This window comes from Streptomyces lasalocidi, assembly GCF_005280215.1.
GTDB lineage: Bacteria > Actinomycetota > Actinomycetes > Streptomycetales > Streptomycetaceae > Streptomyces > Streptomyces longwoodensis.
On the sequence record NZ_SZNQ01000003.1, the window covers coordinates 55,190 to 80,453 of the forward strand.

Consider the following 25,264-nt stretch of genomic DNA (forward strand, 5'->3'; position numbering starts at 1 on the left):
GCGTCGAGGAGGGGACGCCGTCGTCTCCCGGGATGACCGCGTGGGGCTGTGACGCGCAGGTTGGGCCAGTAGCGGCCGTGTGCGAACCCGGAAGCTGCCCGCCCGGCAAGCCGTCGTCGGCCTGCTGTCGCACCAGCAGTCCGCGGACCTAACCCTCGGCACGGCGCCGACGGTCCTGATCCGCTGGGGACCATCCCCGCAGGCGCGGGGAGCACACTTCCGGGTCCGCGCCGACCTTCTCGAAGGCGGGACCATCCCCGCGGACGCGGGAAGCACTCAACGCCGGCCTGCCCAGCCGGGCATGCAGCCCCACAGCGCCCCCCTCGCCTGTCATGCCTGACACCTACAGCACGCAACCGGACCGTGACGCCAAAATGAAGGAAACAGAGAGGGCCTGCTGCCGACACGGTCCAAACCGCAGCCGCCAACACGGAACAAGGGCTAGAGTTGGATCTTTACCCGGTCGCGCGTCAGAGACACCGAAGGGACGGTAAGCACCTCTTGCCGGACTCTCCGAAGCTCATGGAAACGCTGCACGGGCGCCATAGAACCGCAGGTCACGGAGTCTACTCCCGCAACCGCGGGGATGGTCCCACCCCGTCCGGCTTGGTGTTCGTCGCGGTCAGCTGCTCCCCGCGCCCGCAGGGATGGTCCCGGGTCGGGGAAGTCGGCGTCGCCCTGCTGCCGCTGCTCCCCGCGCCCGCGGGGATGGTCCCGTGTGGCCGCTGAGGTCGCCGATGGGAAGCTTCTGCTCCCCGCGCCGGGGATGGTCCCGTTCCGGGCGCTCGCCCGCCGAGACGACGGTGCTGCTCCCCGCGCCCGCGGGGATAGTCCCGCCGGGATGATTCAGGCGCAGATCCCCGTCGTCTGCTCCCCGCGCCCGCGGGGATGGTCCCGCGAAGGGGGTCTTACCACTATCTGGTGTGCTCTGCCTCCCCGCGCCCGCGGGGATGGTCCCAGCCTCACCGGATCGCGGACGGGCGGGGCAACCTGCTCCCCGTGCCCGCGGGGATGGTCCCCGCACCGCCCGGTAGGTGCCGGGCAGGCCCTCCTGCTCCCCGCGCCCGCGGGGATGGTCCCTCGACACCCATGGCTTGGCCCGCCTCTCGAATCTGCTCCCCGCGCCCGCGGGGATGGTCCCTGCCCGAGGTCAGAGTGCCTGGAGCTCTTGACCTGCTCCCCGCACCCGCGGGGATGGCCCCGTGGACACGAGCGAGCGCACGATTCAGCTCCGCTGCTCCCCGCACCCGCGGACAGGGTCCCGGCGTCAGGTTGCCGCCGTCGCCGTCTTGAGGCTGCTCCCCACGCCCGCGGGGATGGTCCCCGCTCGTACCACTCGGTGTGCAGGATGAGGGTCTGCTCCCCGCGCCCGCGGGGATGGTCCCGAGCTCCGCGACCGGTGGAACGAGCAACACCGCTGCTCCCCCGCACCCGCGGGGATGGCCCCACCGACGACGTCATGTTCGGCACCGTGAGCTGCTGCTCCCCGCGCCCGCGGGGATGGTCCCGTCTACACCGCGTGGAAGCGGGGCGTTGCGGCCTGCTCCCCCGCGCCCGCGGGGATGGTCCCAATCTCGTGATCGACCGGGTCGAGGCCGCGTTCTGCTCCCCGCGCCGGCGGGGATGGTCCCGTCATCCCCGCCGGCGCGGCGGTCTCGGGGTGCTGCTCCCCGCGCCCGCGGGCATGGTCCCCATGTCGCCAAACGGGCCCTTCGGGAAAGTGCCTGCTCCCCGCGCCCGCGGGGATGGTCCCTGAGTGTCCTTAGCCTTCCCGTCCTGCTCGAACTGCTCCCCGCTCCCGTGGGGATGGTCCTAGCAGTTCCTGGTGCTCGACGTAGGTCCGGGTCTGCTCCCCGCGCCCGCGGGGGTGGTCCCTGATGCCGGTGCAGCTCGTCGATCCCGGCCTCCTGCTCCCCGCACCCGCGGGGATGGCCCTCTGGGGGCAAGGAGGTATACGGCGAGGTCGTGGGCTCCCAGCGCCAGCGGGCCTCGGTCCCCCCGGCCCCCGGCCGGGGGGACCGAGGCCCGCTGCTCCCCGCCGCTGCGGGGACGGTCCCGCGTCGTTCGTGGCGTTCATGGCCCGAGCCAACTGCTCCAGCGCCTGGGAATGGTCCCCGGGTCTTGAGCGGGTCACCGCCGATCGAGGTCTGTAGCCCCGCGCCCGCGAGTATGGTCCGACGGGCGGGACTTGGAAGGCCGGGGTCACAAACTTTTCCTCGCGCCCGCGGGGATGGTCCCGTGTCGGTGGCGAGCCCGGCGGTGTGGGTTAGCTGCTCCCCGCGCCCGCGGGGATGGTCCCGACGGCACGTCCTGGAACCTGTTGTCGGTCGGCTGCTCCTCGCGCCAGCGGGGATGGTCCCGAACGCGGTTTCCGCCCTCGGCACGGCCAGCGCTGTTCCCCGCGTCCACGGGGATGGTCCCACCCGCCCGTTCGACCGCCAGATCCAAGCCGCCTGCTCCCCGCGCCCGCGGGGATGGTCCCGACTTCGCGCCCAAGGTGGACCCGGCCACCCACTGCTCCCCGCTTCTGCGGGGATGGTCCCAACGCACCGTCTCGGCTCCCCGTGCGGCGAGCCATGCCGACGTTGACGGTGGCCCGGTCGGCGCGGTCGGTGACGGCGGCCAGCAGTGTGGCGTCGGCGATGTCGTCGACGTGCACGAAGTCGCGAACCTCCCGGCCGCCGCCGTTGAGGTGCAGCGGCAGCCCGAGCGGGGCCCGCATCGCGAACCTCGCCACGACCCAGCTGTGGGAGTTTTCCTTAACCACCTGCAGTTCGCCGTAGACGGAGAGGTAGCGCACGACGGTGTGCGAGTTGTCGGTGCCGCCCAGCGTCAGGGCGGTCTGGTGTTCACCCCACAGTTTGGTGTTGGCGTACACCGACGCGGGCCGCAGAGGGTCGTCCTCGCTGAAGCGCGCACCTTCGGTGGTCGAGCCGGCGCCGACGCCGTAGACGCTCGCCGAGGACACGAACACCAGGCGTTTCAGCGTGCCGCTGTGCCGGGCGGCGGCGTCCAGCACGGTCTGGGTGCCCTGGACGTTGGCCTGCAGCGCCGCCGCCGGGTTGCGGGTGCACTCGGCGACGTCGGCCAGGGCCGCGGCATGGATCACGTAGTCCGCACGGCCCACGACGTAGTTCATCAGCGCCGCGTCGGTGATGTCGCCGGCGAGGACGTCCGGGTCGGCCGGCGAGACGTCGAACACGGACGGGCACAGCGGTGAGCCGTAGGCGTCCAGGCGCCCCACGGCCAGCGGCGTGGCGCCCAGCGCGCGGAGCTTGTGCACGATCCGGCTGCCGACCAGTCCGAAGCCGCCGGTCACCACCACGGTCGCGCCGGACAGGACCGCAAGGCGATCAGTTGCGTTCACGGCGAGGGCCTCCCTTCTCGACACCGCCACGCGGGGTTGCCTGGCGGAGGATGTCGAGGACACCACCAGCCGCCCGCCGCGCTCCAGGGGATGGCTGTGTGGCCGGTGTGTGCCCGCCGTCCCGAAACAAGCTCAACTCCCCGTCTCCTGGGGCATGGTGGTGGTGACATGACGGAAGGCGATATCGCGGGGGCGGTATGGACCTCGACCAGCATCCACTCGCGCACGTGCGCCGCCAGCACCGGTGGTCCATGAACGATTTGGCCCGCCTGATACGCGCGGAGGCCCAGCGGCGGAGCCTGCGCAGCGGCGTCGACCGCAACCGGATCTGGCTGTGGGAGCAGGGCGGCACCACTCCGAGCGAGGAAAGCCAGCTGCTGCTGGCCGCCGTACTCGACGTCCCCGCCGCCATGGTCGGCTCTCTTGGCTGGCCCACCTGGTTGCCCGCCTTCGAAGAACCCGCCCCGTTCACCCCGTTGGGCAGCCGAGCCGCCCTGAGAGAGGTGCAGGTCACCCGCATGGACCGACGATCCTTCCTGGTACTCAGCAGCAGCGCCCTGGTCGACATCGCCGCCGACTGGGCGCGCATCGAGCCGCGCCACCTCGGCCAGGCCCTCGACGGCCAGGCGGTCGACGAGGAACTGCTGGAGTGGCTGGAGCAGCGATCCGGTGAACTGCGCGCGCTCACGTCCGGACCGCACCGGAAGGTGTCCGGCCTGATCGACGCGCACCTGAGCACGGTCATCGATCTCATCGCACAGGACCGCTACACGGCGACTGTGGGCCGCCGACTTCACGCGGTAGCCGCCGAACTCGCGCACCGCGCCGCGTGGCTGCGCTTCGACGCCGGCCGCCACGCCGACGCCCAGCGGCACTGGCAGGCCGCCGTCCACGCCACCCACGAGGCCGGAGACCGCGATCTCCACGCCGTCGCCCTGTCCGACCTCGCCTACCAGGCCACCTGGCTCTCCAGGCCCGACGATGCCGTCCGGATCCTCGATCACGCACGCTCCCGGACCCGCACGCCGGCCACCCGCTCCCTGCTGGACGTACGCCGCGCCCGGGCCTGCGCCGTCCTGCAAGACCGACAGGCAACCCAGCGCGCCCTGGCCTCTGCCGAGTCCGAACTGGAGCGGATGCAGCCGCAACAGACTCCGCCCATGATTGCGTGGATGTCGATAGCCGATGTCAACGCCGACGCCGGACGGTGCTGGCTCGGCCTCGGCGACCCACAACGCGCCACAGCCGCCATCGACGCGGGCCTCGACGAGCTGCAACCGCACCGCGCCCGCACAAAATCGGTGTTCCTGACGTACCGGGCTGAAAGCTCACTGCGCCACCAAGACGTCTCGGCCGCCGCCATTGACGCCCGCGCCGCGCTCGACACGGCACTGGACACAGACGCCACAGCTGCGTCGACCTGGTCCGCGCACTTCTCCGCCAGACCGGCGACCGCGCCGAACAACCCCTGGTCGAACTACGCGAATACGCCCGCCATCGCCTCACCGCATGACGGAAGCAGCGCCCATCAGCCGGGTCCAGGATCAATGGAGCGCAGCCAGCCTCAGCAGACGACGGCGCATCTGCTGGGCAGCATTGTCGCCAGCGGTCCTGGACCGCTGGGGACAATCCCCGCGGGCTCGGGGAGCACGATCTGCTCGCTCATGGGTTCCTCCGGTGTGGGGGACCATCCCCGCGGGCGCGGGGAGCACTTCGTCCTGGGCGACGCCGAGGCCTTCGTCAAGGGACCATCACCGCGGGCGCGGGGAGCACATCTCGCGGCCGCCGGTCCACCAGGGGCGGAGGGGACCATCCCCGCGGGCGCGGGGAGCACAGGTCCCCGGTGGTGTTGAGGTTCCACTTCTCGGGACCATCCCCGCGGGCGCGGGGAGCACCCTGCGGCGGAGTTTCGTCCGGACGATTCGGAGGGACCATCCCCGCGGGCGCGGGGAGCACGGGGTGCCTTCCGGACACCACTAGACCACATTGGGACCATCCCCGCGGGCGCGGGGAGCACTACCAGCCGGCGGCCTCCGGCGGCACCGTGGGGGGACCATCCCCGCGGACGCGGGGAACACCTGCCATGTTGGCGTGCTCGGTTGATGGGCTTGGGACCATCCCCGCAGGCGCGGGGAGCACTTGTCGCCGGAGCTGGCCTTGCCGAGGTTGACGGGACCATCCCCGCGGGCGCGGGGAGCACTCAATGCCGAGCGCGGAGCACAGGGCCTCGTGGAGACCATCCCCGCGGGCGCGGGGAGCACGCCGTCGTGAACTCGACCCTCAGCATGTACAGGGGACCATTCCTGCAGGCGCGGGAATGTCAACGGCCATTTCGTTCTCCCCGTAGGCGGCCAGGAGTTCGCCCCGCTGGCGGCCATCGAGTTGTCCCCGGTGGCGGCCAGATAATTCCCCGCCTTCGGGTCGGTCGGGTCAGCTGAAGGGCTTCACTCCTTGTCCGCTGGTGGCCTGGGTGAGCCGGTAGCTGTCACCCTGGGTGACGACGATGTGAGCGTGGTGCATGAGCCGGTCGACCGTGGCGGTGGCCAGGGTCTTGGGCATGATCTCGTCGAAACCGGAGGGGTGGAGGTTGCTGGAGACGGCGACCGAGCGTCGTTCGTAGGCGGCATCGACCAGGCGGTAGAAGCCCTCGGCGGCGTCCGGTGAGACGGGCAGCAGGCCGATGTCGTCGACGATGATCAGATCCGAGCGGATGATCTTCGCGAGGGCTCGGGCGATTGAGTCGTCCGCGCGGTGCCGGCGGACCAGGGCTCCGAGGTCCTCGATGGTGAACCAGGAGACGGTCAGACCGGCCTCGATGGCGGTCTGGCCGAGGGCCTCGGTGAAGTGGCTTTTGCCCGTGCCGGAGGGCCCGCAGATGCAGAAGTTCTCCCGACGGCCGATCCATTCCAGGGACTTGAGGGCGTCCTGGGTGGGTCGGGGGATGGCGGACTTGGTCTCGTCCCAGTCGCCGAAGGTCTTGCCGGTGGGGAAGCCGGCCCGTTTGCGGCGGGTGTGGAGGTTGGCCCGGTCGCGGCCGGCGGCTTCCTCGGCCAGCAGGACGCGGACGACCTCGGCCGGGTCCCAGCGTTGGGCCTTGGCGGTGGGGATCAGGTCGGCCAACACCCGTCGCAGGTGCGGGAGTTTGAGCCGCCGGGTCAGCTCGATGGCCTCGGCGAGCGGGTCGCCGTTGGTGCCGGGAACGGTGCGAAGTGGGGTGGCCATCAGGCGGGATCGCTTTCGTCGTGCTCGGAGACGTCGGAGGCGGGCTGGGTGGGCAGGCCGAAGGAGGACCAGGCGGAGGTGCCGGGCTGCAGGGAGTGTTCCTCGCTGCGGCGGACGGGTTCGGTGTGTTCGCGGGTGGCCTGGTAGTCGACGATGGACAGCAGGTCCTTGTCCGCGAAGCGTGCGGTGACCGCGGCGGTGCCCAGGGCCCGGTCGACCTCGGCCACCGAGTAGAGCTTGGACAGGGCGACGGCCTCGGCCATCTTCGCCTTGATGCGGCGAACCCCGGCCGCCCCCGCTTCGACCAGCCATGACGCTGCCCCAGGACCGAGCTGGAGGAAGGCAGCCTCCTCTGCCGAAGTGGCCTTCGGGGTGCGGTCGTTGTCCTTGTTCTCCCGCAGCGGGTAGTGGGCGTCGTCCAGGACCGGGGTGCCCGGCTGGCCGCGGCGGTGGCGGGCGGCCTCGCGGGCCGAGCCGTCCTCACCGACCGCGGTGACGATCAGCTCGTCGCCGTGGAACCGGGCCCAGACCCGGTTGTCGATCAGCTCGTGCGGAACGGAGTAACGGACCCCTTCGACCGAAATCGTGGACTCCCAGTTCACCCGCCGGGTCGTGCCGAACGCGGCAGTGAACGGCCTCCTGGGCAGCGGGTGCAGCCGCTGTCGTTCCTCAGCGAGCCGCTCGACCGGCTTGCGCCGAGTCGCCCGGTGGGTGCGGGAGTTGACCTCGTCGCAGAACGCCCGGCAGGCCGCCTCCAGTTCACCGAAGGTCTTGTAGTGCTCGCGCAGGTTGACGTCCTTGGGCACCAGGTCGGCCTTCGCGATGCGGACCGTCGCCTCGGAACCGCCCTTCGTCTCGGGGTCCGCGGGCAGGCAGGTGCGTATGGTCGTGCGTAGTGCCGGGCGACCTCGACGATTTCCGGGTTGCGGACGGCGATCCCGGCGACGTGATCGGTGGTGACCGTCTTCTCGTTGTCCGTCAGGACGTAGGCCGGCACTCCGCCGATGCGGCGGAACGTCGCGTCCAGACACGAGGTGACCGTCGGCAGCGTCTTGTCCCAGATCGGGATCACGATCCGGAACCGGGACCAGGCCAGCCAGGCGCACCACAGGATGGTCTTGCGTCCGGCGATGGTCGGTCCGTCGCCGAAGTCGTACTGGATCCACAGCCCCGGCTCGGTCACCCACGGCCTATAGACCCGCCGCCGACCGGCCCTGAACTGGGCTTTCGCCTCGGCAACGGTGCGGCGGGTGGTGCGTTCCCCGCCGGTGAAGCCCATCGCGACGATCCTCTTGTGCACCACGTCCGCTCGGATCTTGCCGTGTGAACGGACCACCAGTTCCTCGATCTTCGGCAGATAGTCGTCGATCGCGCGGGCCCGGTGACGACGCTGGTCCGGGTGCTGGCCGGCGGCCCGCATCTTCACATAGCGGGCCACCGTGTGGTGGTCGACGCCGGTCAGTTCGGCCGCGGCGCGGTAACTGCCCGTGAGGTCGTACGCCTCAAGGATCTCCATGATCTCCCTGCTGTTCTTCACCCGCCCGAGCCTCGCCGAGCGGGATGCGTCCAATGCGAGCGGGGAGATATCTGGCCGTACGTGGGGAATCCCGTGGCCATCAGTGGGGCGGTAAGTGGCCGCCTATGGGGAGCTTGTCATGGCCGCCGTCACTCCTCGGCTACCTCTCCCCTGTTGAACACGTCTCGGGCCAGTTCATCCCGGTCACCCTCTTCGGCCTCCCGCTGAGCGGACCGGTCGGCGAGGACCACGCCCGCCAGTGCCTGGACCGCGCAGGACTGGACTACCTGGCCCAGGACTGGCTGCTGTCTCTGCCCGGCCGCCCGGATCTCATCGCCGTTCAGATCGTCGAGGCCACCCCGCAGCAGCTTCGGGTGAAGAACATCGACTACGGCTACCCGGACGCGGACATCGGCCACATCTTCGTCCTCGACGTCCCCACCACCGGACAGCTCCACCCGCGCTGACCCCGGGCCCTGCAGCCCCGGCTGCGACAGCGGACCCCATCAGACGGTCGAGAGTGGCCAGGAGCCGGTCGACGAAGACGAGCCGGTGCTTCGCGCCGGCGCCCACCGCCCGCTTCCGCTGCCTGGACGCCAGCCTGGCCTGGTGGTTCATGCCACAACGGGCCCAGCTCGGACAGGAGTCAGCGATCACATCGGCCGACAGACCCGTGATCCTCCGGTCGCTGACGATCACTGCACGAGACGCATTCCCCACCACACCACCATGATCAACGATCAGGAACTCGCCGCCTCACCGCCTCACCGCCTACCGTGCACGAGCTCGCTAAGAGCTATCCCGTAAGCGATCTTGCTGATGGATGATCTTGCTCGTGCCTGGCGTGATCGCGGCCTCGGAGCCGTCCTGAATAGCCCCGTTCACCGGGCTGAGCCCGCGTGCTATCGGCAAGTTGGTAACGCAACTGCGCCGTGGACATGGACGTACCGGGTCGGGGCCGGCCGTGGAAGCTGCCCCTGGAGGACCGGCTGCTGCTGGTTGCCGTGTACTGGCGGACAAACCTGACAATGCGGCAACTGGCCCCGCTGTTCGGGGTGTCGAAGTCCACGGCCGACCGGGTCATCGACTACCCCGGGCCGAAGCTCGCCCTGCAGCTCAGCCAGCGGTTCGCCAGGGACGCTGTGCTGATCGCGGACGGCACCCTGGTGCCCACTCGCGACCACAACGTCGCCGAGCAGTCGAAGAACTATCGCTACTCCACCTACTCCACCAACCACCAGGTGGTCATCGACGCCGACACCCGCCGTGTCGTGGTGATCGGCAAGCCGCTGCCGGGCAACCGCAACGACTGCCGGGCCTGGGCCGAGTCCGGCGCGAAGGCCGCTATAGGCAAGACGGTGGTGATCGCCGATGGCGGCTACGCGGGCACAGGGCTGGTGATGCCGCACCGCCGCAGCCCTGGCGAGGAACTACCCGACTGGAAGAAGGCCCACAACAAGACCCACAAACAGGTCCGAGCCCGCGTGGAGCACTGCTTAGCCCGCATGAAGACCCGGAAGATCCTGCGCGACTGCCGGCTGAGGGGGGACAGCGTGCACCACGCCATGCGCGGCATCGCCCGTCTGCACAACCTTCCCTTGGGCTATCCGTGAGCATCTCTACTGGCGGCCTCGGATGTCGAAGGTGGAACGCCGGCGACCGTGACCGGCAGGCCGTGCTCCTGCGGCCATCCCGGCCGCCACCTGGTGAGCCACTCGGCGAAGTCCTCTCGCACGAACCGAGGGTCCACCGGCTTCAGCCGAATCTGGGGTCGCTCATCAGCCCACCACACCTCGAACTCCGACTCGGTGCCCTGCATGGGCCAGCGCTCGGCCTCGCTTGGTAGCAGCAGCACGTCAACGAAGCCGTTTATGGGCAGCCCGATGTTACGAAGATGCCGATCGCGCCGGGACTCGGCACGCGGACCACCGTTCCAAGGAAACATTGCCCGAAGTGCAGTCGGCGACGTGTCGACTCCCAGTCCTGTGTACTCACCACCCGGCATCTTGCCAGAGCCGAGTCCCATACGGGACAGCCCTTGCACTGATCATTCCTGCAAGGGGGCTTGTACCTGCCGTAACGTCATCGAGAACAGTAGTGGGCATGCATGAAACAGACACTGACATGAATGGCAGCGGTGCTGCACGGCCCAGTGCGGCACCAGCCGAACCGGCCGAGGGCGTCGACACGTCGATCTACGGAATGCCGTCCTTCAGCACGCTGCAGGTTCGCGACTTGGATATTGCAGTCCGCTGGTACACCGAGGGCCTGGGAATGCACCTGCTGGCGACCATGGGCAACCGCGAGGATGGCACAACAGCCCTGGTCCACCTACGCCGGTGGCGCTACCAGGACCTACTGCTCGTCCCTGCTGCCGACCTGGTGGAATACGGCAGCGGACTTACCCTGTCCATGGCTGCCAACCTCCGAGAGCTTGATGAGTTGGCCGCGCAGGCCAGGCGTATTGGGCTGGGGCAGGTCCTGGGGCCCGAACAGACCGCATGGGGCACTACCGATCTGCGAACCACGGACCCCGATGGTCATACCGTGATCTTCACTGCCCCACCGGCGTCCAGGCCGCAAGCCGACGATCTGCCTGGCTTTACGATGGACTTCGAAGCTGGCGCTTCGCCCGATCGGTGACGTGGAATGGAAGAAGCCGCGCAGAACACGGTACCGCTGGGCGCCTGGCTGAACGCGCGGCGCCCATTCCAACAGATGCGCTCCGCGCTACTCGATGCCGAGGCTTATCTCAACGGTTACAAAAACACAGACAAGGTCGGGGCATGGCATCGCCTGCGGGATTCCGCAGGCGATGAGAGCGCGGTACTGGCTGCGCTGAACGCCCTTCTAGCTGCTGACGCCGCCGTCATGGCTTTGGACCGACAGGACACCCAGTGGGCGTTGGTCGCTTGCGGCACCCTGCCCTATCGGGAGAGTGCCGCAGTTCTCGCAATCATGGCCCTGGTCAAGCATGGCGGTGCCCGGTTGAAAGGTTGCCAGCGCGCCGAGTGCGGCCATGTATTTCTAGACTGGACCAACGGCGCCACTCGCCTGAACTGCCGATTCCATGCCGCCCGCCCCCTTGGCGGCGTTGGGTAAGTCACAACCGCGTCTGGCGCCTCACCGAAGTGCGAGTATCCATCAATGAACAACCCCAACGTCGATCCCCACTCGACGCGCCAGTGCCTCGGCTGCCAAGGGCAGGTACCCGACGTCGAAGGGCCAGTACACCCATACATGCGCGCCTCTCCCGGCTGCTGGCAGTGGTATGGCGAGCTTCTGTCGGAGTGGCTGACCCCGGCCGCGCCACTCGAGCTGCGCATGCTGCACGTTGACTGCTTCGCCGCACAACATCCTGCGGGCGCGGAAAATGACCGTCGCCAGAACCAGTCAGTCGCTGTCCACCTGACCGCTCTCTGCCTCTTTCATGAGTATGGCATCGCGGCGGACCGGATCCCCTACTACCGCAAACGCACCAGCCAGGCTGTACTGCCCCGTCTTGGTTTGCCCGATTGGCCTCATCTCCGAGAGCCAGACTTTTCAGGCACCATCACCGTCTCCGATCTGTACCACGACCGGCGAACGGGCGAAACACGGCTCGGTGTGGCATGGCCCAGGGACTGCTGGCAGGCGTGGGCCCCTCACCACTCCACGGTCCGCCGTTGGGCAGAGGCCGTACTGGAAGGAACAGCGTGAACGAAGTTAATTCAAGCACAGAATGTGTCGGCTGCGGATTGTCCGCAGCTAGCATAAACGCTCCGTTGCCGGTCCATCCGAAGGCGTCCGCCGAGTGCTTTGCGCTCTACACTCACCTGCTAGCGCGTTCCTACCAGGACCCTGCCTACCAGCACGTTCACCAGCTGATCGTCGATGCCTACAACACCCAGCATCCAGAGGGCACCGACAACCGTACGATCCAAGGCGTGGGTGTATGCCTTATGACGTTGTGCCTTTTCCTGGAGAACGGGGTCGACCCACGAGAAGGGCCGCGTCTACACAAGGCCATGACTCAGAATCCGGTTTTCACCTGGTTGAAGCCCCCGCGGCTGCACGGTCTGATGACAGTCGCCGACATCGTTACCGCCACCGATCCGCGTGAGCATGAGCGTCTCCTATGGGAATGGGGTCGCCAAGTCTGGCAAGCATGGGCACCGCACCACCACGAGATCCGACAATGGATCACTCGGGGTGGCTACCGAACGTGATTGAGTGATGTCGAGGGCCGCCGCAGGACGGCAGGGGCCAGCTCACGCCTTTCCGGTGTGGCCGGAGCACGAGGATGATAGTTGCGTGATCCGAGACTTCCCGCCATTGGCGTTGCCCCAGTACGCCGTGGTCCGTATCGACTGCTCACCAGGGGTGCCTGCCGAGATCGCCGCCAATCTGCGGGAAGTCGGCGTCCCAGCAGGGCTGATCGGTTATGAGCACCAACCGCTGACTGAGGCGACGCTCCTGGACGGAATCGGTGAGAGCGGGGTGGTCGTCTTTGGGTCCAGCGGCCTGTTCAGTCGGCTCGGCGTGGCTTCGCGACGTGTCGTGCAGATTCCCAAGATCGGATCCGCGACCGCCTGGCATGTGAACAGGGACCTCAAGGCGTTCCACCGGTGCGCCGCGGGCACCATCGCCCGCTTCCCGTTCCACGAGGAAGACGAGAAGGACAGATTCCAGGAGGTGGCGGACGAGCTTCGTCGGCTCCTCGCTGCTCTCGATGCCACCGCACTCGCAGACAACGGGTTGTGGGAGACCTTGTGCGATGACGTGGCGATGGGCGACTACGCGAACTGGGAGGAGAAATGAGTCACGTCAGTCCTCCAGGGGCATGCCAGTGGTTGCGAGGCAGGGGCATGCCAGTGGTTGCGAGGCAGCCGTCGACGAGTTCTGGACGGTACTGGATCCTCTTAAGCCGACGTCTCACGGCTCGGGTGATCTGAGTGAGGTCCCCGGCGGCGAGGTTGCCGATCTCGCGTTCGACCAGTGACCAGATGCCCTCCTGCGGGTTGAGGTCCGGGGCGTAGGTGGGCAGGTGGAACACGGTGAGCCACTCGGCGTTCGTCTCGATCAACGCACGCATGCCGGCGGTCAGGTGCAGGCGGAGGTTGTCCCAGACCAGGGCAATCGGGCCGCCGAGTGGATGCGGGCGCGGACGATCAGGTCGCGGAAGTCGCGCCAGCCGAAGCCCTTCGGTTTGTCCTTGCGGCCGCGATACTCGCGGACCGCGTAGATCAGCCGGGACCACTGGCCCGGCTTGTAGCAGGTCATGCCTGCCAGGCGCCAGAGGTCTGCGTTCACGAGCAGTCCGTGGACGAACATCACGGCCGGTCCGTCGACAGGGCCGTTCTCGGGGCCGTTCTCAGAATATCGCAACGTGCCAGCCGATACGGCTCTTCATGGCGCGTACCGAGGCTGATGGGTCAAGGGGAGTTGCTTAATCTATCGTGTCAGTCACCGTCGGAGGACGTTCGTGCCGCAGGCCGAGTACCGTCGGCAGCCATCGAGGCCGAAGACACGCACTGCCGGAGGCCGGTGCTCGTTCTGCTCTATGAACGGACGCAGAAATAAGGCAGCGGGCAGATGTCGGTCATACGTCGCGATGTTCGCGGAACCACTGTATTACCTGGTCGGCGTGGGTGTCCGGCGGGAAGACCGGGTAGAAGACGTGCTCGATCGTGGCGCCGCGCAGGACGAGAGTGAGACGACGGTAAAGTCTCTGGCCATTGGCCTCGAACGTCGGGAGCTTCAACTTGTCCGCGAGCGTGAGCCTGGGGTCGGAGAGCATCGGGTAAGGCAGGTGCAGCCGGTCGACGAGTGCCTGCTGATAGTCGGCTCGATCCGAGGACAGGGCAAGGACACGGTCCACGCCTTCCGACCTCAAGGCGTCGAGGTTGTCACGAAAACTGCAGGCTTCCTGGCTGCATCCGCGGGCGCCGGGGATCTCGTTCCAGCCATCCGGGATGTCGGCGGCCGGGTCTCCGGTCAGAGGATAGAAAAATAGCACCCAGCGGGCGTCGGACACCGCATCCAGGCAGATATTGCTGCCATCCGTACCGGTGAACGTCAGAGCGGGGAGCGGGCGGCCCGGAAGGTGGGCGGCGGCATTGTCGTCCGCCGGGGCAGGCAGATCGGCGGGCAGTGGGTCGGCTTTGGGCAGCATCTCGTCGGGTTCCTTCGTTGGCTCGGCGGCAGTGGTGGGGATGGGGAATCCGCGCCGGATCGCCCCGTCCCTGCGGCGAATCAGCTGGTTACGGCTTTGCGTCAACCGGGAGACGAGCAGGTCGAGCGCATCGATCTTTCGCTGGTAGGCGGCCAGCGACTCCACGCAGTGATCGCCTTCCTCGTGTCCCGCTCGAAGGCATGCGAGGAAGGGTCTGGTTTCCTTGGGGGTGAGGCCGAACGCCCCGAGGCTGCGGATCTCCTCTGCCAGTCGGATGTCCTCCGCGGTGTAGTCGCGGTAGCCGTTTGCCGCCCGGCCGGGACTGAGCAGACCTATGTCCTCGTAGTAACGCAAGGCCTTAATCGTCACGCCAGCAGCCGCAGCCGCCCCACCTGCATGCATGTGCACCTCCTCGTCATTCAAAACACTAGACCCGGACCTTAGGGGACGGGTCAATGACTGGCTGCCCCACCCCTACGACACCTGCCGCTCACCACCTGGAATGCAGAGCACTGAACAGCACGGCGTCGCCCAGGCCGACACCCTCGGCCCTGCCGCCGACCACGCCGTCTTCCACGTCTCCGAGTCGGAGAGGAGAACACCGGCCTGCCCGACGGCTGCGCCTATGGCATCGTGTGCGGACGCCCTCGGCGGCGCCGCCGACCGAGGAGCCGCTTTGCGTCAGCTCGGCCGCATCCTGACCTCCGGCGGCCGGCTGGTCGTCACCCGCGCGCTGCGGCGCGGCGCGGAACCGACGTGGCACGAGCAGGTCACCGCCGCCGGCCTCGCCCAAGAGCACTTGGATGAGCGCGCAGCCCGACCACGCACCCGTCACCACCTACGCCCCCGCGCCCGGGGCGCCGGCCGAACTCCTCGCCCAGCTGCGCGCCGACCGGCGCGCGGACAGGTGGGTGCCGGCGTTCGAGCGAGAATGGGCCGCCGCCCTCGAGGAATCCCGGCGCACGTTCCCCCTTGCCGGGCTCTACGAGGTCATCCAGGACTGGCAGGGCCGCATCGCGCACGCCCCGGCCGTCGATGCGTTCATCGCCTCCGGCTACGACGACAGCGACTTCATCGACATTGCGGAACTCCGCGGGCAGCGCCGGTGACCGCACAGCAGCCGTACGCGGTCCGCTTCTCCGCCCCGGCCGCAAAAATCCTCACCACCCTGCCCGAACACATCGAAAACGTGGTGTGGGACGTCCTGGACGCCGCCGGCGACCCGTGGGGCTTTGGGCAGTGGAACGCCGACGACCTCGAGGGCGAAGACGTCCGCCACGCCTTCGTCGGCCAGCGCTCCCTCACCTACTGGGCGAACCGGCCCCTGCGCCGCCTGTCCGTCCTCACCATCACCTGGCTCGGACAGCCACCTGTGACACGCCGTGTCCCCGGCAGTTGCGATGCCGGGGACACGGCGTTGTCACGGGTGGCACGAGTTGGGTTAGTGGACGCAGGCCGTGCAGACGGTGCCGGCGAACGCGTGATCTGCGGCGGCAACATCGCGGCCGGTCAGATGAGCAGCAGCGTCCAGCGAGGCGGACAGCGGCCGACGGACAGCAGTGCTGAACTGATAGGGCTTGTCGGTCGTGATGTAGCGGTCGACCTTCGCGGCGCGCTTGCCGGGATCCTTCAGCACCGGGCTGGCCACCACGCTGCGGTCATGCCAGGACACTTCGTCCCGTCCCCACTTCTTCTCTGCCTCTTCGGCGCTCATGCGGAGGGCGTCGGCGATCACCTCCCAGCTGGCGCCCCGGACTCGCTCAGCAAGCACCGCGGCTGATACCAGGGAGTCCACGTCGCGGCGGCGGTGTGCGGCTTGGCGCACGTAGTCGCCGGCCACAGCAAGTCCTCGCCCAGCATCTGCGCGTATCGCCCGAGGGACATCGCGGCTGACTCGGCCGCCGACCCGAGCTCAATCCTTGCGATATCGGACGCGGTGAAGCTGCCAGCTGGCAACTCTCGCGGGTCAACCTGGATATTGCCGGTCTCGGTACTCATGGGCCGGATCTTAGGTCCGTAGCGGGCGAACATCTGCGGCATCCCGGCGCAAGCAGTCCGTGCACACGCCGTAGCCACCAGTAGCCAGCAGACGGCAACACGTACCGCACCGCAGCCAACGCCGTATCCACGCCCCATAGTAGGCGGCCGACGCCTTCACCGCGTCCTCAACCGCCTGCGCGTACGCGGCGGCATCCATGATCACAGCTGCAGGTGTTGTCATGCGCGTCATCCTGCCCGCCACCACTGACATCGCCCGAGGCAGCAGTGCCCTCTGAGCTCCTGAAGCCGTCACTGCTGTTGCCCGCCTCAGAAGCTCCAGCTGTAGAGGCCGCCGCGGCTGTGCACCGCAGTCTGCGCGAGCCGGGCGACGTGCTGAAAGACTGCCGGGAGATCGCCGTCCGTCATCTCGTCCCCATCTTCCGACCGGAGCCGCGCGGTCCAGCGCCCGGCGAGCTCTTCCAGTCCGGCGCGGCTCGCGTTGGCCAGCGCACGGGTCAGCCGCTTCGGCAGAGCGAGTACCTCAATGCCATCGTTCATGGGAGGAGCGACCCACTTGAGCCACGGACGCCACGCATACAGCCGCTCGGATGACGGGGCCTGGGCCGACGGCTCCTCGAAGTGCATGTCCCACTCGGCGATGGCCGTGTCCGGATCGATGAACCGGCAGCTCACGGACTCGAATCCAGCACCGGGCACCCGCAGCCGCGTCGCAGCCGCGGTCTCGTCGTCGTCAGCGAGGAAGAACAGGACGGTATGGGCCATCCCAGCACGATCGCAGCCCGGGGTACCAGCTCAGCCGCTGACCACTGCGCAAGCGAAACACCCTCCAGCCCGGCCGTCGTCCACTCCAGCCACCGCCTGGTCAAGGCGCCCTGAGGGACGCCCCCGTGACCAACACCTCGGCGGGAATGGCGAGGATACCGACGATGACGGCGGCTTTCGGCATGGCGGTGTCGCGGCGGCGTGAGGGTGCGTCAGCCGCCGCAGGGAGTGTCGTTGTTGCGGAGGCTATGGGTGGTGTCGTTGAGCTGGTAGGAGCGCAGGTCGCCGATGGTGCCGCCCTCGCGTCCGACACAGACGTGCCGGCCGAAGTAGTTGTCCTTCTGGTAGATGCGTGCGGTGCGGCTGCTGTTGTTGATGACGGAGCTGCCCGCGCCGCGGATGTAGTCCGGCAGATGCCGTACCGACCCGTCGACGGCTCGCTTGACGTAGGGCTGGCCGTTGAAGTTGATGTCGGGATAGATGCAGACGAACCCGCGCGGGCACGCGATCTGGTCCCGGGCCGTGGCGGGGGATCCCGCTGTGGTGGTGGCGTGGGCGGGCGCGAGGCCAGTAAGCGATGCGGCAAGGACCGTCGGAAGGGCGGCGGCGAGCAACGCAGTCCTGCCAGCGCGGGGCCGGCGTGTACGCGGAAGGTTCATGGCATCCACATGTCCTGGCGGAACGGTTCGCCATTCCATTCCCCGCCGAGGTTCATCCAGACGAGTGAGCCGGCTCCTTGCCGGCGAGGCCGTTATCGCACCCGAGCAGGGACCGCGTTGCGTTCTGTCCGGGGCCAGTGGGTGCCGTACGACGACTGCAACATCGAAGGCCCGCGCGGTGTGGACATCGACCACCTGCTCCCGCTCGCCGCAACCTGGGAGTCCGGCGCCTCCGCCTGGAGCGCGTACGGGGAGCGATCTGCACATACAGGGGAACCAGCAGCATGCTCAACGTTCCCGCGCCACGGATGAGTATCTGGTCGGTCACGAGAACCGCCGGGCGTTCGGCTTCATCGAACGATCGGCAAGGAACGTACTCAGCGACACCCCCGCCAAGGGCGCAGCCAGGCCCGAGCACGCAGCCAGTAGCATCCACAACGACTGCGCCGCGCTCATCACGACCATCACCAGGCCCTGAGCGCCCCAGGAAACGCAGTACGCGTTCATCATCCGCGTGCTCAGGCGCAGGTTGCCCGTAGCGGGGTTGCCCACGAGAGCCTCCATCGCCGTGACGGCCACGACCAGGCCGTAGGCGTCGCCTACGGCATGGAACTGTGGTGATCAGGGTGGGCATGCTGATCGCCGAAGTCGAAGCCGCGACCATGCCCAGCCCATGCAGCGAGAGCGCCCCGGCGACGACAGGATGCCGCCGCAGTAACGGCCGGATGGTCGGCAGCGATGAGGTGCACTTGTCCGCCGACCCAGACGTGCCACAGGCGCAGGCCGAGCCGTTCGGGTCGGCGCTGGGGCGTTGGCGGTCAGGTGTTGCGGTACGTGCAGGAGTTGAAGTACAGGATGCCGCCGGGGTCCTCCCTGACGGAGCCGCAGGTGGCTGTGACGTTGTACCAGACGCTGGAGGACCCCCCCAGGGGGCCGGGGCCCGTGATCAGAACGCCCAGTGCGTCCATGACGAGGGTGTAGGGGGCCCCGCTGTCCGTGAAGTCGGGACAGTATGTTCGGCTGGTGCGGACGTAGTTGAGGGGGTAGCCGTTCGCGAGGGCGCTGCTGTTTCCGGCTGTGCAGTGCGTGGTGGTCGCTGCGTTGGCCGTGGGGGCCGCGGCGATGACAGCGGACGTGGCCAGGAAGGCGCAGGCGCCCTAGACGCCGGCTTTGCGTAGAGTCTTGATGGTCATCACTGCTCCGTCATCCGTGAGACTCGTTGCGTTGCGCGGCAATGGTTGTGCAGGCGCTGGGAACTGACCAGACAGCCGGGCGCTATCGCGCCGTTGCCGGCGCGAGTCACCCCGCCCGGCGCACGGTCTCTCACCGAGACTCGCCGTGGTGACGAGCGCGGATCTGGGGCGCTGGGTGCGTTCTCGCTCCATATGTCATGTAGCGCGATATGGCTCAAATATACCGCTGCGGCAGTGAGCTTCTACGAGTTGGGCCCCAATCAGGTGACGCCCACCAAACGCAATGAGCGAGGCCCCCGGGCAGTCGATCGAGGTGTCTGACGTCTCAACCACGTTACTCAGGGGCCTCGTTGGCCATCTATCCTGCCGCACTCGACCTGCCGCATGCACTCGTGGAGTGGGTCACCATGCTCATCGTCACCCGTGAGGGCGACCGGCGCTGCAAGCTCCGCCCGTCTCAGCGCGCGATGGTGGCACTGGTGTACCTGCGCGAGCACACCACCCTGGCGAAGATCGCTGCAGGGTTTGGGATCAGCGAGTGCGCCGCCCATGCCTACACCAGCGCGGTCGTCCACCTGCTCGCCCAGCGCGCCGGGACTGCTGAAGGTGCTGCGCGAGGCCGGCCCCGACTTCGTCCTGCTGGACGGCACCCTCGCCGAGTGCGGCCGGGTCGGTGACTCGCGCGCGGACTACTCCTATAAGCACCGCCGACACGGAGTGAACGTGCAGGTGGCCACCGATCCGGTGGGCCGGCTGCTGTGGCTCTCACCCGCGCTGCCGGGCCGAGCTTACGACCTGACCGCTGCCCGCACCCACCGCATCATCCGTATCTGCGAGCGCCGGGGCGTCCCCATCCTGGCCAATCTCGCCTACCAGGGCGGTGGCCCCTGGCTTACCACGGGCATCAAACGCAGGCCCCTGCAGGAAGTCACCCCCACCGAGAAGACCGTCAACCGGGCCCTGGCCGCAGCGCGGGCACCGGTCGAACGCGGTGTCGCCAGCCTGAAGTTTTGGCGGATCTTCCGCAGAGCCCGATGCAGCCCGAACCGCATGACGTCAATCGCCAAAGCTGTACTCACCCTGGAGCGGCAACGCTGAATAAGCTCAATGAGTGGGAAGACGTGGTGACGGAGGGCATGACGAGTACGTAATGCTCGGCGACTGTCCTGCAGAGATGGGGACGGCGGAGCCAGCCGAGATAGCGGGCCCTCACCCCGGCGCGCGGCAGCCCTGGGGCCAGCGTGCGGGACGGGCGCTGGGTGCGGCGATCGACAACTCAACGCCCTGGAGCGGGCCACGCTCGGGATCAGGTCCTCGACGGCCTTCTCCGCGGTCAGCCGGCCTAAGTAGAGCAGGCAGGGGTTCCGCAATTCTCGACGCCTCACCGCCTACCGCGGAACTGCTGCCACTCGGCGGTCAGTCCGCCCTCTTATGGATACCGCATACCCCGGTGATACCGCACCATCGACGAGCCGTCATCCCCTACAACTCCACAAGTTCAACCTCAATAACCGCAGTTGTGTATTTCACGCAGTACGCTAACTGCAAGCATTAGCGCAATCAATGCATTGCACTTCGAATACTGGGTAGGATTTACCTCGATGACAGTAGAATGCCAGTTCAATCCCATGGAGGCCGTCCGATGAGCCCCAGAATTATCTAACACCCTGGCAAATGGAAGAAATAGAGCCGCCTTGCGGAAGCAGTCAGAGATACTGGCGTCGAATTCTGTATGGCATCCATCGGAGACCACATTCGTGAAGTCATATGCATTTCCAGCGGTGAGCCACTCAGGATCCCTTATAAAAATTTGGTGAACTAATGAGTAAGACGCATTGACCGCCAGTGCCTGGACGCCAGGCCACATACCCTGCTCGGCCATAAATACACATTCTTCAAGTAGCTCCCTCTTTGTGGAAATCTGATCACCTGAAGCGGCCTTCAGAGCTGCATGACACGAGGCAAGAATGTCTGAACTGCAGTCTTCGATTACCTTCAAGCGAGAGGATTCGTTGCCAGCGGCGAGTAACCATCGGATAACATCAGCCGGAGGAACCCAGGCTAGAGGTACCCCTGCGGCTGCCACACGGATCATATCCCTATACAGAAGGCGCTCCGTTTGCCAATTATGCGGCATTCCGCTGTTCAGTCCCTCCAACATGGACTGCAGTGACGCGGCAGCATTTATTAGATCCTTCTCCGCTGGCATGGGGATCCGCGCTCTAGATGCCGACATAACCTCAAAACTAATTCTCCGATGAATTGCTTCCGTGGCCTCATGTAAAGTTTTCAGGGGCTGAACGCCTGTATCGTCAACCATCAGGTTCTCCGTAAGTTGGCATATTTTCCGAAGCCTGCGGAAGCTGACGCTTCACAGGCTTCGGCCCCGCAAATGCACTTCTTCCGGCTCAGCGCCTCGTCTCTTCCTCGCCGGCACCTCATATCATGTCACATTGCACAGGGGGATGCGGAAATGCATAGGTTCACGATCGCATCCGACGCTATCGCGTAGATCGCCTCCCTATGTCACATTGTACACTTGCATGCTTCCGGCCGTAAGAGTTCGCCCGGTAGGTAAACGGCTGGCGCTTTGGGCATCAAATGATTCCCGCAGGCTGCCGCCTCCTCATTATTTCCTAGTATTAGATGCAGGTTCACATCCATCCCTGACCCTGATTTCCCGTTCGCGGGGTATTTTAGGTGCTCAATTGCACTAGGTGAAATGTCATGGATTTCCTTGGGTTGGATACTCCGTTGCTCTTTTAAGTGACGGGCGCTACTAGCGCCCTGAGTGGCTAGGTCGATTCGCGCACTGTTCATAGAGGTGCCGACGGGTCTGGGGAAAGAGGTAGGCCCCGCCGGCTGGGGAGGCCGACGAGGCCTATGCCACCTAGGGCCGCCCGCTACGGCCGCATAAGCAGCTATGGGTCCGCAAGCAGGGGAACTGCGGAACCCAGAGCTCCCGGGTGGACGGGAGCTCCTAACTGGGCCTAGGGGGTTAAGGACGCCTCGCCGGTGGTGGTGCGGTGAGACTTTCCCGTGCCCCTGGGCGCCTGCATCACTGTGACAGTGCCGGCGCGTGGCCGCTACTTCTGCTCATATTGCCCACGAGTTACTCGATCCATCTAGGCGGTCTGTATAGAAAATGCTGGAATATCACAATTTCTTTTCTGCTGGGAAGACGACAACTGAGGCGCTACCCAAAAGGAACATTTCGAGCGCGGACCGAGGTCCGTCTGTAAACAAATCTTGCCCAGAGCAGGAACGGCGCAAGACTGACCGCTGCCTCGTGTGAGGTAGCGGTCTTGTTGTATCTAATGGCGATGCCGCGGAAGCCCGTGAGCCGGTTGAAGCACCGCTCGACGAGATTGCGCCGACAGATACTTCGCAGCGTGGTGTAGTAGGGGCTGACGCCTCATGGTCCCTGCGGTTTGCCGAGGCATGAGGTATGCGCAAGGGGGCGGACTGACCGACGAACCGCGGGCCTTCCACGAACAGTTGAGGATAGAGACGGTCGAGCGGTTCAGCAGGGGCGACGGGAACACGGTCGTCGCGCACGACCTGCGGGTCAGCATCCGGTCGGTTCAGCGGTGGCGCAGGGCCTGGTCACAGTACGGCCAGGTGCCCTGGCACCGAAGGGCTCCGGCATCGCTGCCGCTGCCCAGTGACGAGCAGTTCGCCATGCTCGAGGGGGAGTTGACTAAGGGCCCGGTGGCACACGGCTGGCCGGACCAGCCCTTGACTCGCGGATCAAGACGCTGATCGGAGGCCGCTTCCACAAGAACTACACCGTGCAAGTGGTGGCCGCCCTGCTCAAGCGGCACGGCTGGAGCTGCCGGGTTCCCGCCCGGCGGGCGATCGAGCGGGACGAGACCGCGGTGGCCGGCTGGGTGAAGGAGACCTGGCCGAGCGTTGGAAGGACCGTGGCGGCGCTCGACGCCTGGCTCGTCTTCGAAGACGAAGCCGGATTCTCAATGACGCCGCCGACCATCCGCACCTGGTCCCGCCACGGTCACACCCGGTGATTTTCCGTTCTAGTGGTCGTTGCAACACCCCAGCTCAAGGGGTGTGATGGACTTCGAGATCCGGGAGAACCGGCGGAAGGCCGTGGGCCGTAGAGCCCTGGTCCGTGAGCGAGCTGCATACTTTCGGCTCATGGACCAGGGCTTCAACAATGCAGAAGCCTGCCGGATCGTCGGGATCAACCGACGGACTGGCATGCGATGGCTGCACGAGGTCGCGGGCGAAGCGCCGGCCTTCCGGGCGACGTCGATGACCCTGACGTCCCGGTAGGGCGCGGGACTGCGCGGCGTGCGGCCGATAGGCCCAACGACGAGAGGTGCCCTTGCGTAACAGCATGCCGTTGCGGTTCGCTGTTCACTCGATCCATCGGGCAGCGGCCTTGTAGGTAGTGGCTGGGGTGTCGTTGAATGCGATGGCAGCATAGGGGGCGTGCCGCCGGATCAGATTGATTACTTGTTCGAGGAGTTCAACTTGATCGTCTGAGTGTCGCAGGCCACCGCCGACGATGACGCACTCCCAAGTCTGGGTTCGCAGTGCATTTGCGACGACGGCTGCCACGTCGTCACTTCCGTCAAGGCCGATTAGGCAGGTCTCGACGCCGACGCCATGTTCAGTGAGTTCGGCCAGTCCTGCTTCGATCGCCTTGGCTACCGGCTCAGGATCCCATGGCCCGGGTACCCGATACGGGTCAAGCCCGATGACGAGAACACGGGGCGAAGCAGTGGCGTCCACGTCTGGACGCTATGCGTCGAACGATCGGCCAGTCAAGAGCTGACACTTGAGCGCTCGACCGGCGGTAATCGCAACGTCGTGACTCAGCTGATCCCACTGATCCGAGCCGGCTGCCGATCCTGGAGGTTGTCCCTTATGGGATGGGTCTCCTCCGGTGGGGGCCAGGTTGTGCAGCCGGGCGGTGCCGAGCATGGCCCGATAAGTTCTCCGTCGTGCCTGAGCTTGCAGTCTCGCAAGATCTTTCAGGTCTTCGACCGCGGGCAAGTGTGTTGCACGCAGGCTCGTGCCGGCGAAGGAGAAGGGCGTTCTCTGCGCCCTGCGATGGTTGGGCACGAGAGCTACTGCGACCAGGTCCAACGGTTCGAGGCACCTCGCGCATCGCTCGACACGGCACCGAAGGCGGATGCGGGCCCGTCGTGCCCGCTGGGTTGTGGACCATCGGATCGCAGCATTCGTTCCGTCACCTACGCATCCGTTGGGATGTCCACAACGACGAGGGGCCCCAGCTAGGGTGGATATCCATGTCGCGAAGTCGTACAAGGAGGCGGAGTGCTCGCTAGCCTGTCGGCGCTGGCAGCCGGAAGGCGTCATTCGGTCGGACGGCGCTGGGACGGAACCGTTGTCGCCGTCGGCAACACGGCCGCTGCTGAATGCTGTGTTGAGCGATGGGAAGACATCGTCGCGGTGGCAGCCGGCAACGTCCATACCGCGACGAACACGGGCAGGTCTCATACGGTGGGGCTCCGGTCGGACGGCACGGTGCTGGCAACGGGCTGGAACGGCTATGGGCAATGTGATGTCACCGGATGGCAAGGCGTCACGGCTGTGGCCGCAGGCTGGCGCCGCACGCTTGGGCTACGCGCGAATGGCCGCGTGCTGGCAGCTGGCCGAAGTTCAGAAGGGCAGTGCGACGTGCAGTCCTGGCGAGAGATGGTTGTCCTCTCCTGTGGTGACTGGCACTCGGTCGGTGTCCGGTCGGACGGTTTTGCGCTGGCCACGGGGAACAACCAGCGACGTCAGTGCGCCGTTGAAGGGTGGCGTGACCTGGTCGCCATTTCGGCTGGGTATCTCCATACGGTCGGCCTCAGGACCGACGGGCGGGTAGTAGCGACCGGAGACCGAACAAACGGGGCGTGCGAGGTCGATGAGTGGGAAGACGTGGTGACACTCGACGCGGGCAGCTACCACACCGTCGGGGTCACTGCGTCCGGACGGGTCCTCGCAACGGGAGACAACAGCTACGGACAATGCGGAGTCAGCGATTGGCGCGACATTATCGCCGTGGCGGCCGGTTCAACCCACACCATTGGCCTGTGTGGTGACGGCACAGTCGTGAGCGCAGGTAACAATGCCGACAGACAATGCGAAGTGGATGCGTGGTCCGGAGGCCAGCTTCCCGATGCCTCGTCGGGCCGCGAGAACGCACAGTGACTTGCCGTCATCCTCGAGTGCCGTAAGCCTCCGTCGGATTTAGGTCCAGAGCTCTTCTTCGAACGAACCTGTACCGGAGCAGGAATGATGGCCACTTGATCAACAGCCTTTGTCAGGCCAACGACAGGCGTCCGGTGCCAGAAGGCCGGCACTCGCCGCGCGGCGAGCATCACGGTGAACTCCACGGGGCAGTTTTTCGCCAGG

General features: G+C 66.8%; 20 protein-coding genes, 5 pseudogenes and 1 CRISPR repeat array. Of the genes and pseudogenes, 13 read left to right on the forward strand and 12 right to left on the reverse strand.

Annotated features, from left to right (window positions below; genetic code table 11):
- Positions 1–3,363: 3,363 nt before the first annotated feature.
- The 3 genes and pseudogenes from E4U91_RS35695 to istA all read right to left on the reverse strand — a co-directional run bounded on the left by E4U91_RS35695 (position 3,364) and on the right by istA (position 8,126).
- Complete coding sequence (locus E4U91_RS35695; RefSeq protein ID WP_137311229.1) at positions 3,364–4,644, reverse strand: hypothetical protein; 1,281 nt, start codon at positions 4,642–4,644, stop codon at positions 3,364–3,366.
- Between the two features lie 345 nt (positions 4,645–4,989).
- A CRISPR array of direct repeats spans positions 4,990–5,628; the repeat unit is 29 nt; unit sequence GGGACCATCCCCGCGGGCGCGGGGAGCAC.
- 169 nt (positions 5,629–5,797) lie between these two features.
- Positions 5,798–6,589: an IS21-like element helper ATPase IstB gene (istB, locus tag E4U91_RS35700; protein WP_137311230.1), complete on the reverse strand. Its 792-nt coding sequence runs from the start codon at positions 6,587–6,589 to the stop codon at positions 5,798–5,800.
- A pseudogene (gene istA, locus E4U91_RS35705) lies at positions 6,589–8,126 on the reverse strand (IS21 family transposase). Before istA ends, istB begins: the two are co-directional and overlap by 1 nt.
- Before the next feature lie 104 nt (positions 8,127–8,230).
- Between istA and E4U91_RS35710 the strand changes: the two are divergent.
- The 7 genes and pseudogenes from E4U91_RS35710 to E4U91_RS35750 all read left to right on the forward strand — a co-directional run bounded on the left by E4U91_RS35710 (position 8,231) and on the right by E4U91_RS35750 (position 12,905).
- Positions 8,231–8,572 carry a hypothetical protein gene (locus E4U91_RS35710; RefSeq protein ID WP_137311231.1) on the forward strand — a complete coding sequence of 114 codons (342 nt, stop codon included), beginning with the start codon at positions 8,231–8,233 and terminating at the stop codon, positions 8,570–8,572.
- Positions 8,573–8,976: 404 nt separating this feature from the next.
- A pseudogene (locus E4U91_RS35720) lies at positions 8,977–9,718 on the forward strand (transposase family protein).
- Positions 9,719–10,208: 490 nt separating this feature from the next.
- The gene (locus E4U91_RS35730; RefSeq protein WP_137311232.1) at positions 10,209–10,748 is read left to right on the forward strand and encodes a VOC family protein; all 540 of its coding nucleotides are present in this window, start codon (positions 10,209–10,211) and stop codon (positions 10,746–10,748) included.
- A 6-nt stretch (positions 10,749–10,754) separates the two neighbouring features.
- The gene (locus E4U91_RS35735) at positions 10,755–11,207 is read left to right on the forward strand and encodes a hypothetical protein (RefSeq protein WP_137311233.1); all 453 of its coding nucleotides are present in this window, start codon (positions 10,755–10,757) and stop codon (positions 11,205–11,207) included.
- 45 nt (positions 11,208–11,252) lie between these two features.
- The gene (locus tag E4U91_RS35740) at positions 11,253–11,804 is read left to right on the forward strand and encodes a DUF5946 family protein (protein ID WP_137311234.1); all 552 of its coding nucleotides are present in this window, start codon (positions 11,253–11,255) and stop codon (positions 11,802–11,804) included.
- Positions 11,717–12,313: a DUF5946 family protein gene (locus E4U91_RS39980; RefSeq protein WP_422070949.1), complete on the forward strand. Its 597-nt coding sequence runs from the start codon at positions 11,717–11,719 to the stop codon at positions 12,311–12,313. Before E4U91_RS35740 ends, E4U91_RS39980 begins: the two co-directional genes overlap by 88 nt.
- Before the next feature lie 85 nt (positions 12,314–12,398).
- A complete protein-coding gene (locus E4U91_RS35750; protein WP_241678938.1) occupies positions 12,399–12,905 on the forward strand; it encodes an SUKH-4 family immunity protein in 507 nt (168 codons plus the stop codon).
- Position 12,906: 1 nt separating this feature from the next.
- Here the strand turns inward: E4U91_RS35750 and E4U91_RS39985 are convergent.
- A pseudogene (locus E4U91_RS39985) lies at positions 12,907–13,376 on the reverse strand (transposase); the annotation flags it as partial.
- A gap of 310 nt (positions 13,377–13,686) precedes the next feature.
- A complete protein-coding gene (locus tag E4U91_RS35760) occupies positions 13,687–14,661 on the reverse strand; it encodes a redoxin family protein (RefSeq protein WP_137311237.1) in 975 nt (324 codons plus the stop codon).
- Positions 14,662–15,062: 401 nt separating this feature from the next.
- Here E4U91_RS35760 and E4U91_RS35770 point away from each other — a divergent pair, with 401 nt between their 5' ends.
- Positions 15,063–15,368: a DUF6247 family protein gene (locus E4U91_RS35770; protein WP_137311238.1), complete on the forward strand. Its 306-nt coding sequence runs from the start codon at positions 15,063–15,065 to the stop codon at positions 15,366–15,368.
- Positions 15,369–15,700: 332 nt separating this feature from the next.
- On the opposite strand, the gene E4U91_RS35780 is transcribed toward E4U91_RS35770, so the two are convergent.
- The 5 genes from E4U91_RS35780 to E4U91_RS38330 all read right to left on the reverse strand — a co-directional run bounded on the left by E4U91_RS35780 (position 15,701) and on the right by E4U91_RS38330 (position 18,649).
- Entirely contained in the window at positions 15,701–16,099 is a 399-nt protein-coding gene (locus E4U91_RS35780; RefSeq protein ID WP_137311239.1) for a hypothetical protein, read from the reverse strand.
- 467 nt (positions 16,100–16,566) lie between these two features.
- Entirely contained in the window at positions 16,567–17,022 is a 456-nt protein-coding gene (locus E4U91_RS35790; protein WP_137311241.1) for a hypothetical protein, read from the reverse strand.
- Between the two features lie 212 nt (positions 17,023–17,234).
- Positions 17,235–17,636 carry a peptidase inhibitor family I36 protein gene (locus E4U91_RS35795; protein WP_241678942.1) on the reverse strand — a complete coding sequence of 134 codons (402 nt, stop codon included), beginning with the start codon at positions 17,634–17,636 and terminating at the stop codon, positions 17,235–17,237.
- Positions 17,637–18,005: 369 nt separating this feature from the next.
- Complete coding sequence (locus E4U91_RS35800) at positions 18,006–18,260, reverse strand: hypothetical protein (protein WP_137311243.1); 255 nt, start codon at positions 18,258–18,260, stop codon at positions 18,006–18,008.
- A 239-nt stretch (positions 18,261–18,499) separates the two neighbouring features.
- Positions 18,500–18,649, reverse strand: coding sequence for a hypothetical protein (locus E4U91_RS38330; RefSeq protein ID WP_168218306.1), 150 nt, complete (start codon positions 18,647–18,649; stop codon positions 18,500–18,502).
- Positions 18,650–19,224: 575 nt separating this feature from the next.
- On the opposite strand from E4U91_RS38330, the pseudogene E4U91_RS35805 reads away from it, so the two are divergent.
- Positions 19,225–19,972 (forward strand): annotated as a pseudogene (locus E4U91_RS35805) (transposase).
- A 406-nt stretch (positions 19,973–20,378) separates the two neighbouring features.
- On the opposite strand, the gene E4U91_RS35815 reads toward E4U91_RS35805, so the two are convergent.
- Positions 20,379–21,194, reverse strand: coding sequence for a hypothetical protein (locus E4U91_RS35815; RefSeq protein ID WP_137311244.1), 816 nt, complete (start codon positions 21,192–21,194; stop codon positions 20,379–20,381).
- Between the two features lie 1,121 nt (positions 21,195–22,315).
- Between E4U91_RS35815 and E4U91_RS40135 the strand changes: the two genes are divergently transcribed.
- The 3 genes and pseudogenes from E4U91_RS40135 to E4U91_RS39700 all read left to right on the forward strand — a co-directional run.
- Positions 22,316–22,636 (forward strand): helix-turn-helix domain-containing protein, encoded by a 321-nt coding sequence (locus E4U91_RS40135; protein WP_479681761.1) that lies wholly within the window; start codon positions 22,316–22,318, stop codon positions 22,634–22,636.
- 38 nt (positions 22,637–22,674) lie between these two features.
- Positions 22,675–22,899 (forward strand): winged helix-turn-helix domain-containing protein, encoded by a 225-nt coding sequence (locus E4U91_RS39990; RefSeq protein ID WP_422070950.1) that lies wholly within the window; start codon positions 22,675–22,677, stop codon positions 22,897–22,899.
- 46 nt (positions 22,900–22,945) lie between these two features.
- Positions 22,946–23,101 (forward strand): annotated as a pseudogene (locus E4U91_RS39700) (helix-turn-helix domain-containing protein); the annotation flags it as partial.
- 150 nt (positions 23,102–23,251) lie between these two features.
- On the opposite strand, the gene E4U91_RS35835 reads toward E4U91_RS39700, so the two are convergent.
- Positions 23,252–23,629, reverse strand: a complete 378-nt coding sequence (locus E4U91_RS35835; RefSeq protein WP_137311245.1) for a hypothetical protein — start codon at positions 23,627–23,629, stop codon at positions 23,252–23,254.
- A 549-nt stretch (positions 23,630–24,178) separates the two neighbouring features.
- Here E4U91_RS35835 and E4U91_RS35840 point away from each other — a divergent pair.
- Entirely contained in the window at positions 24,179–25,060 is an 882-nt protein-coding gene (locus E4U91_RS35840) for an RCC1 domain-containing protein (protein WP_206666941.1), read from the forward strand.
- Positions 25,061–25,264: the final 204 nt, after the last annotated feature.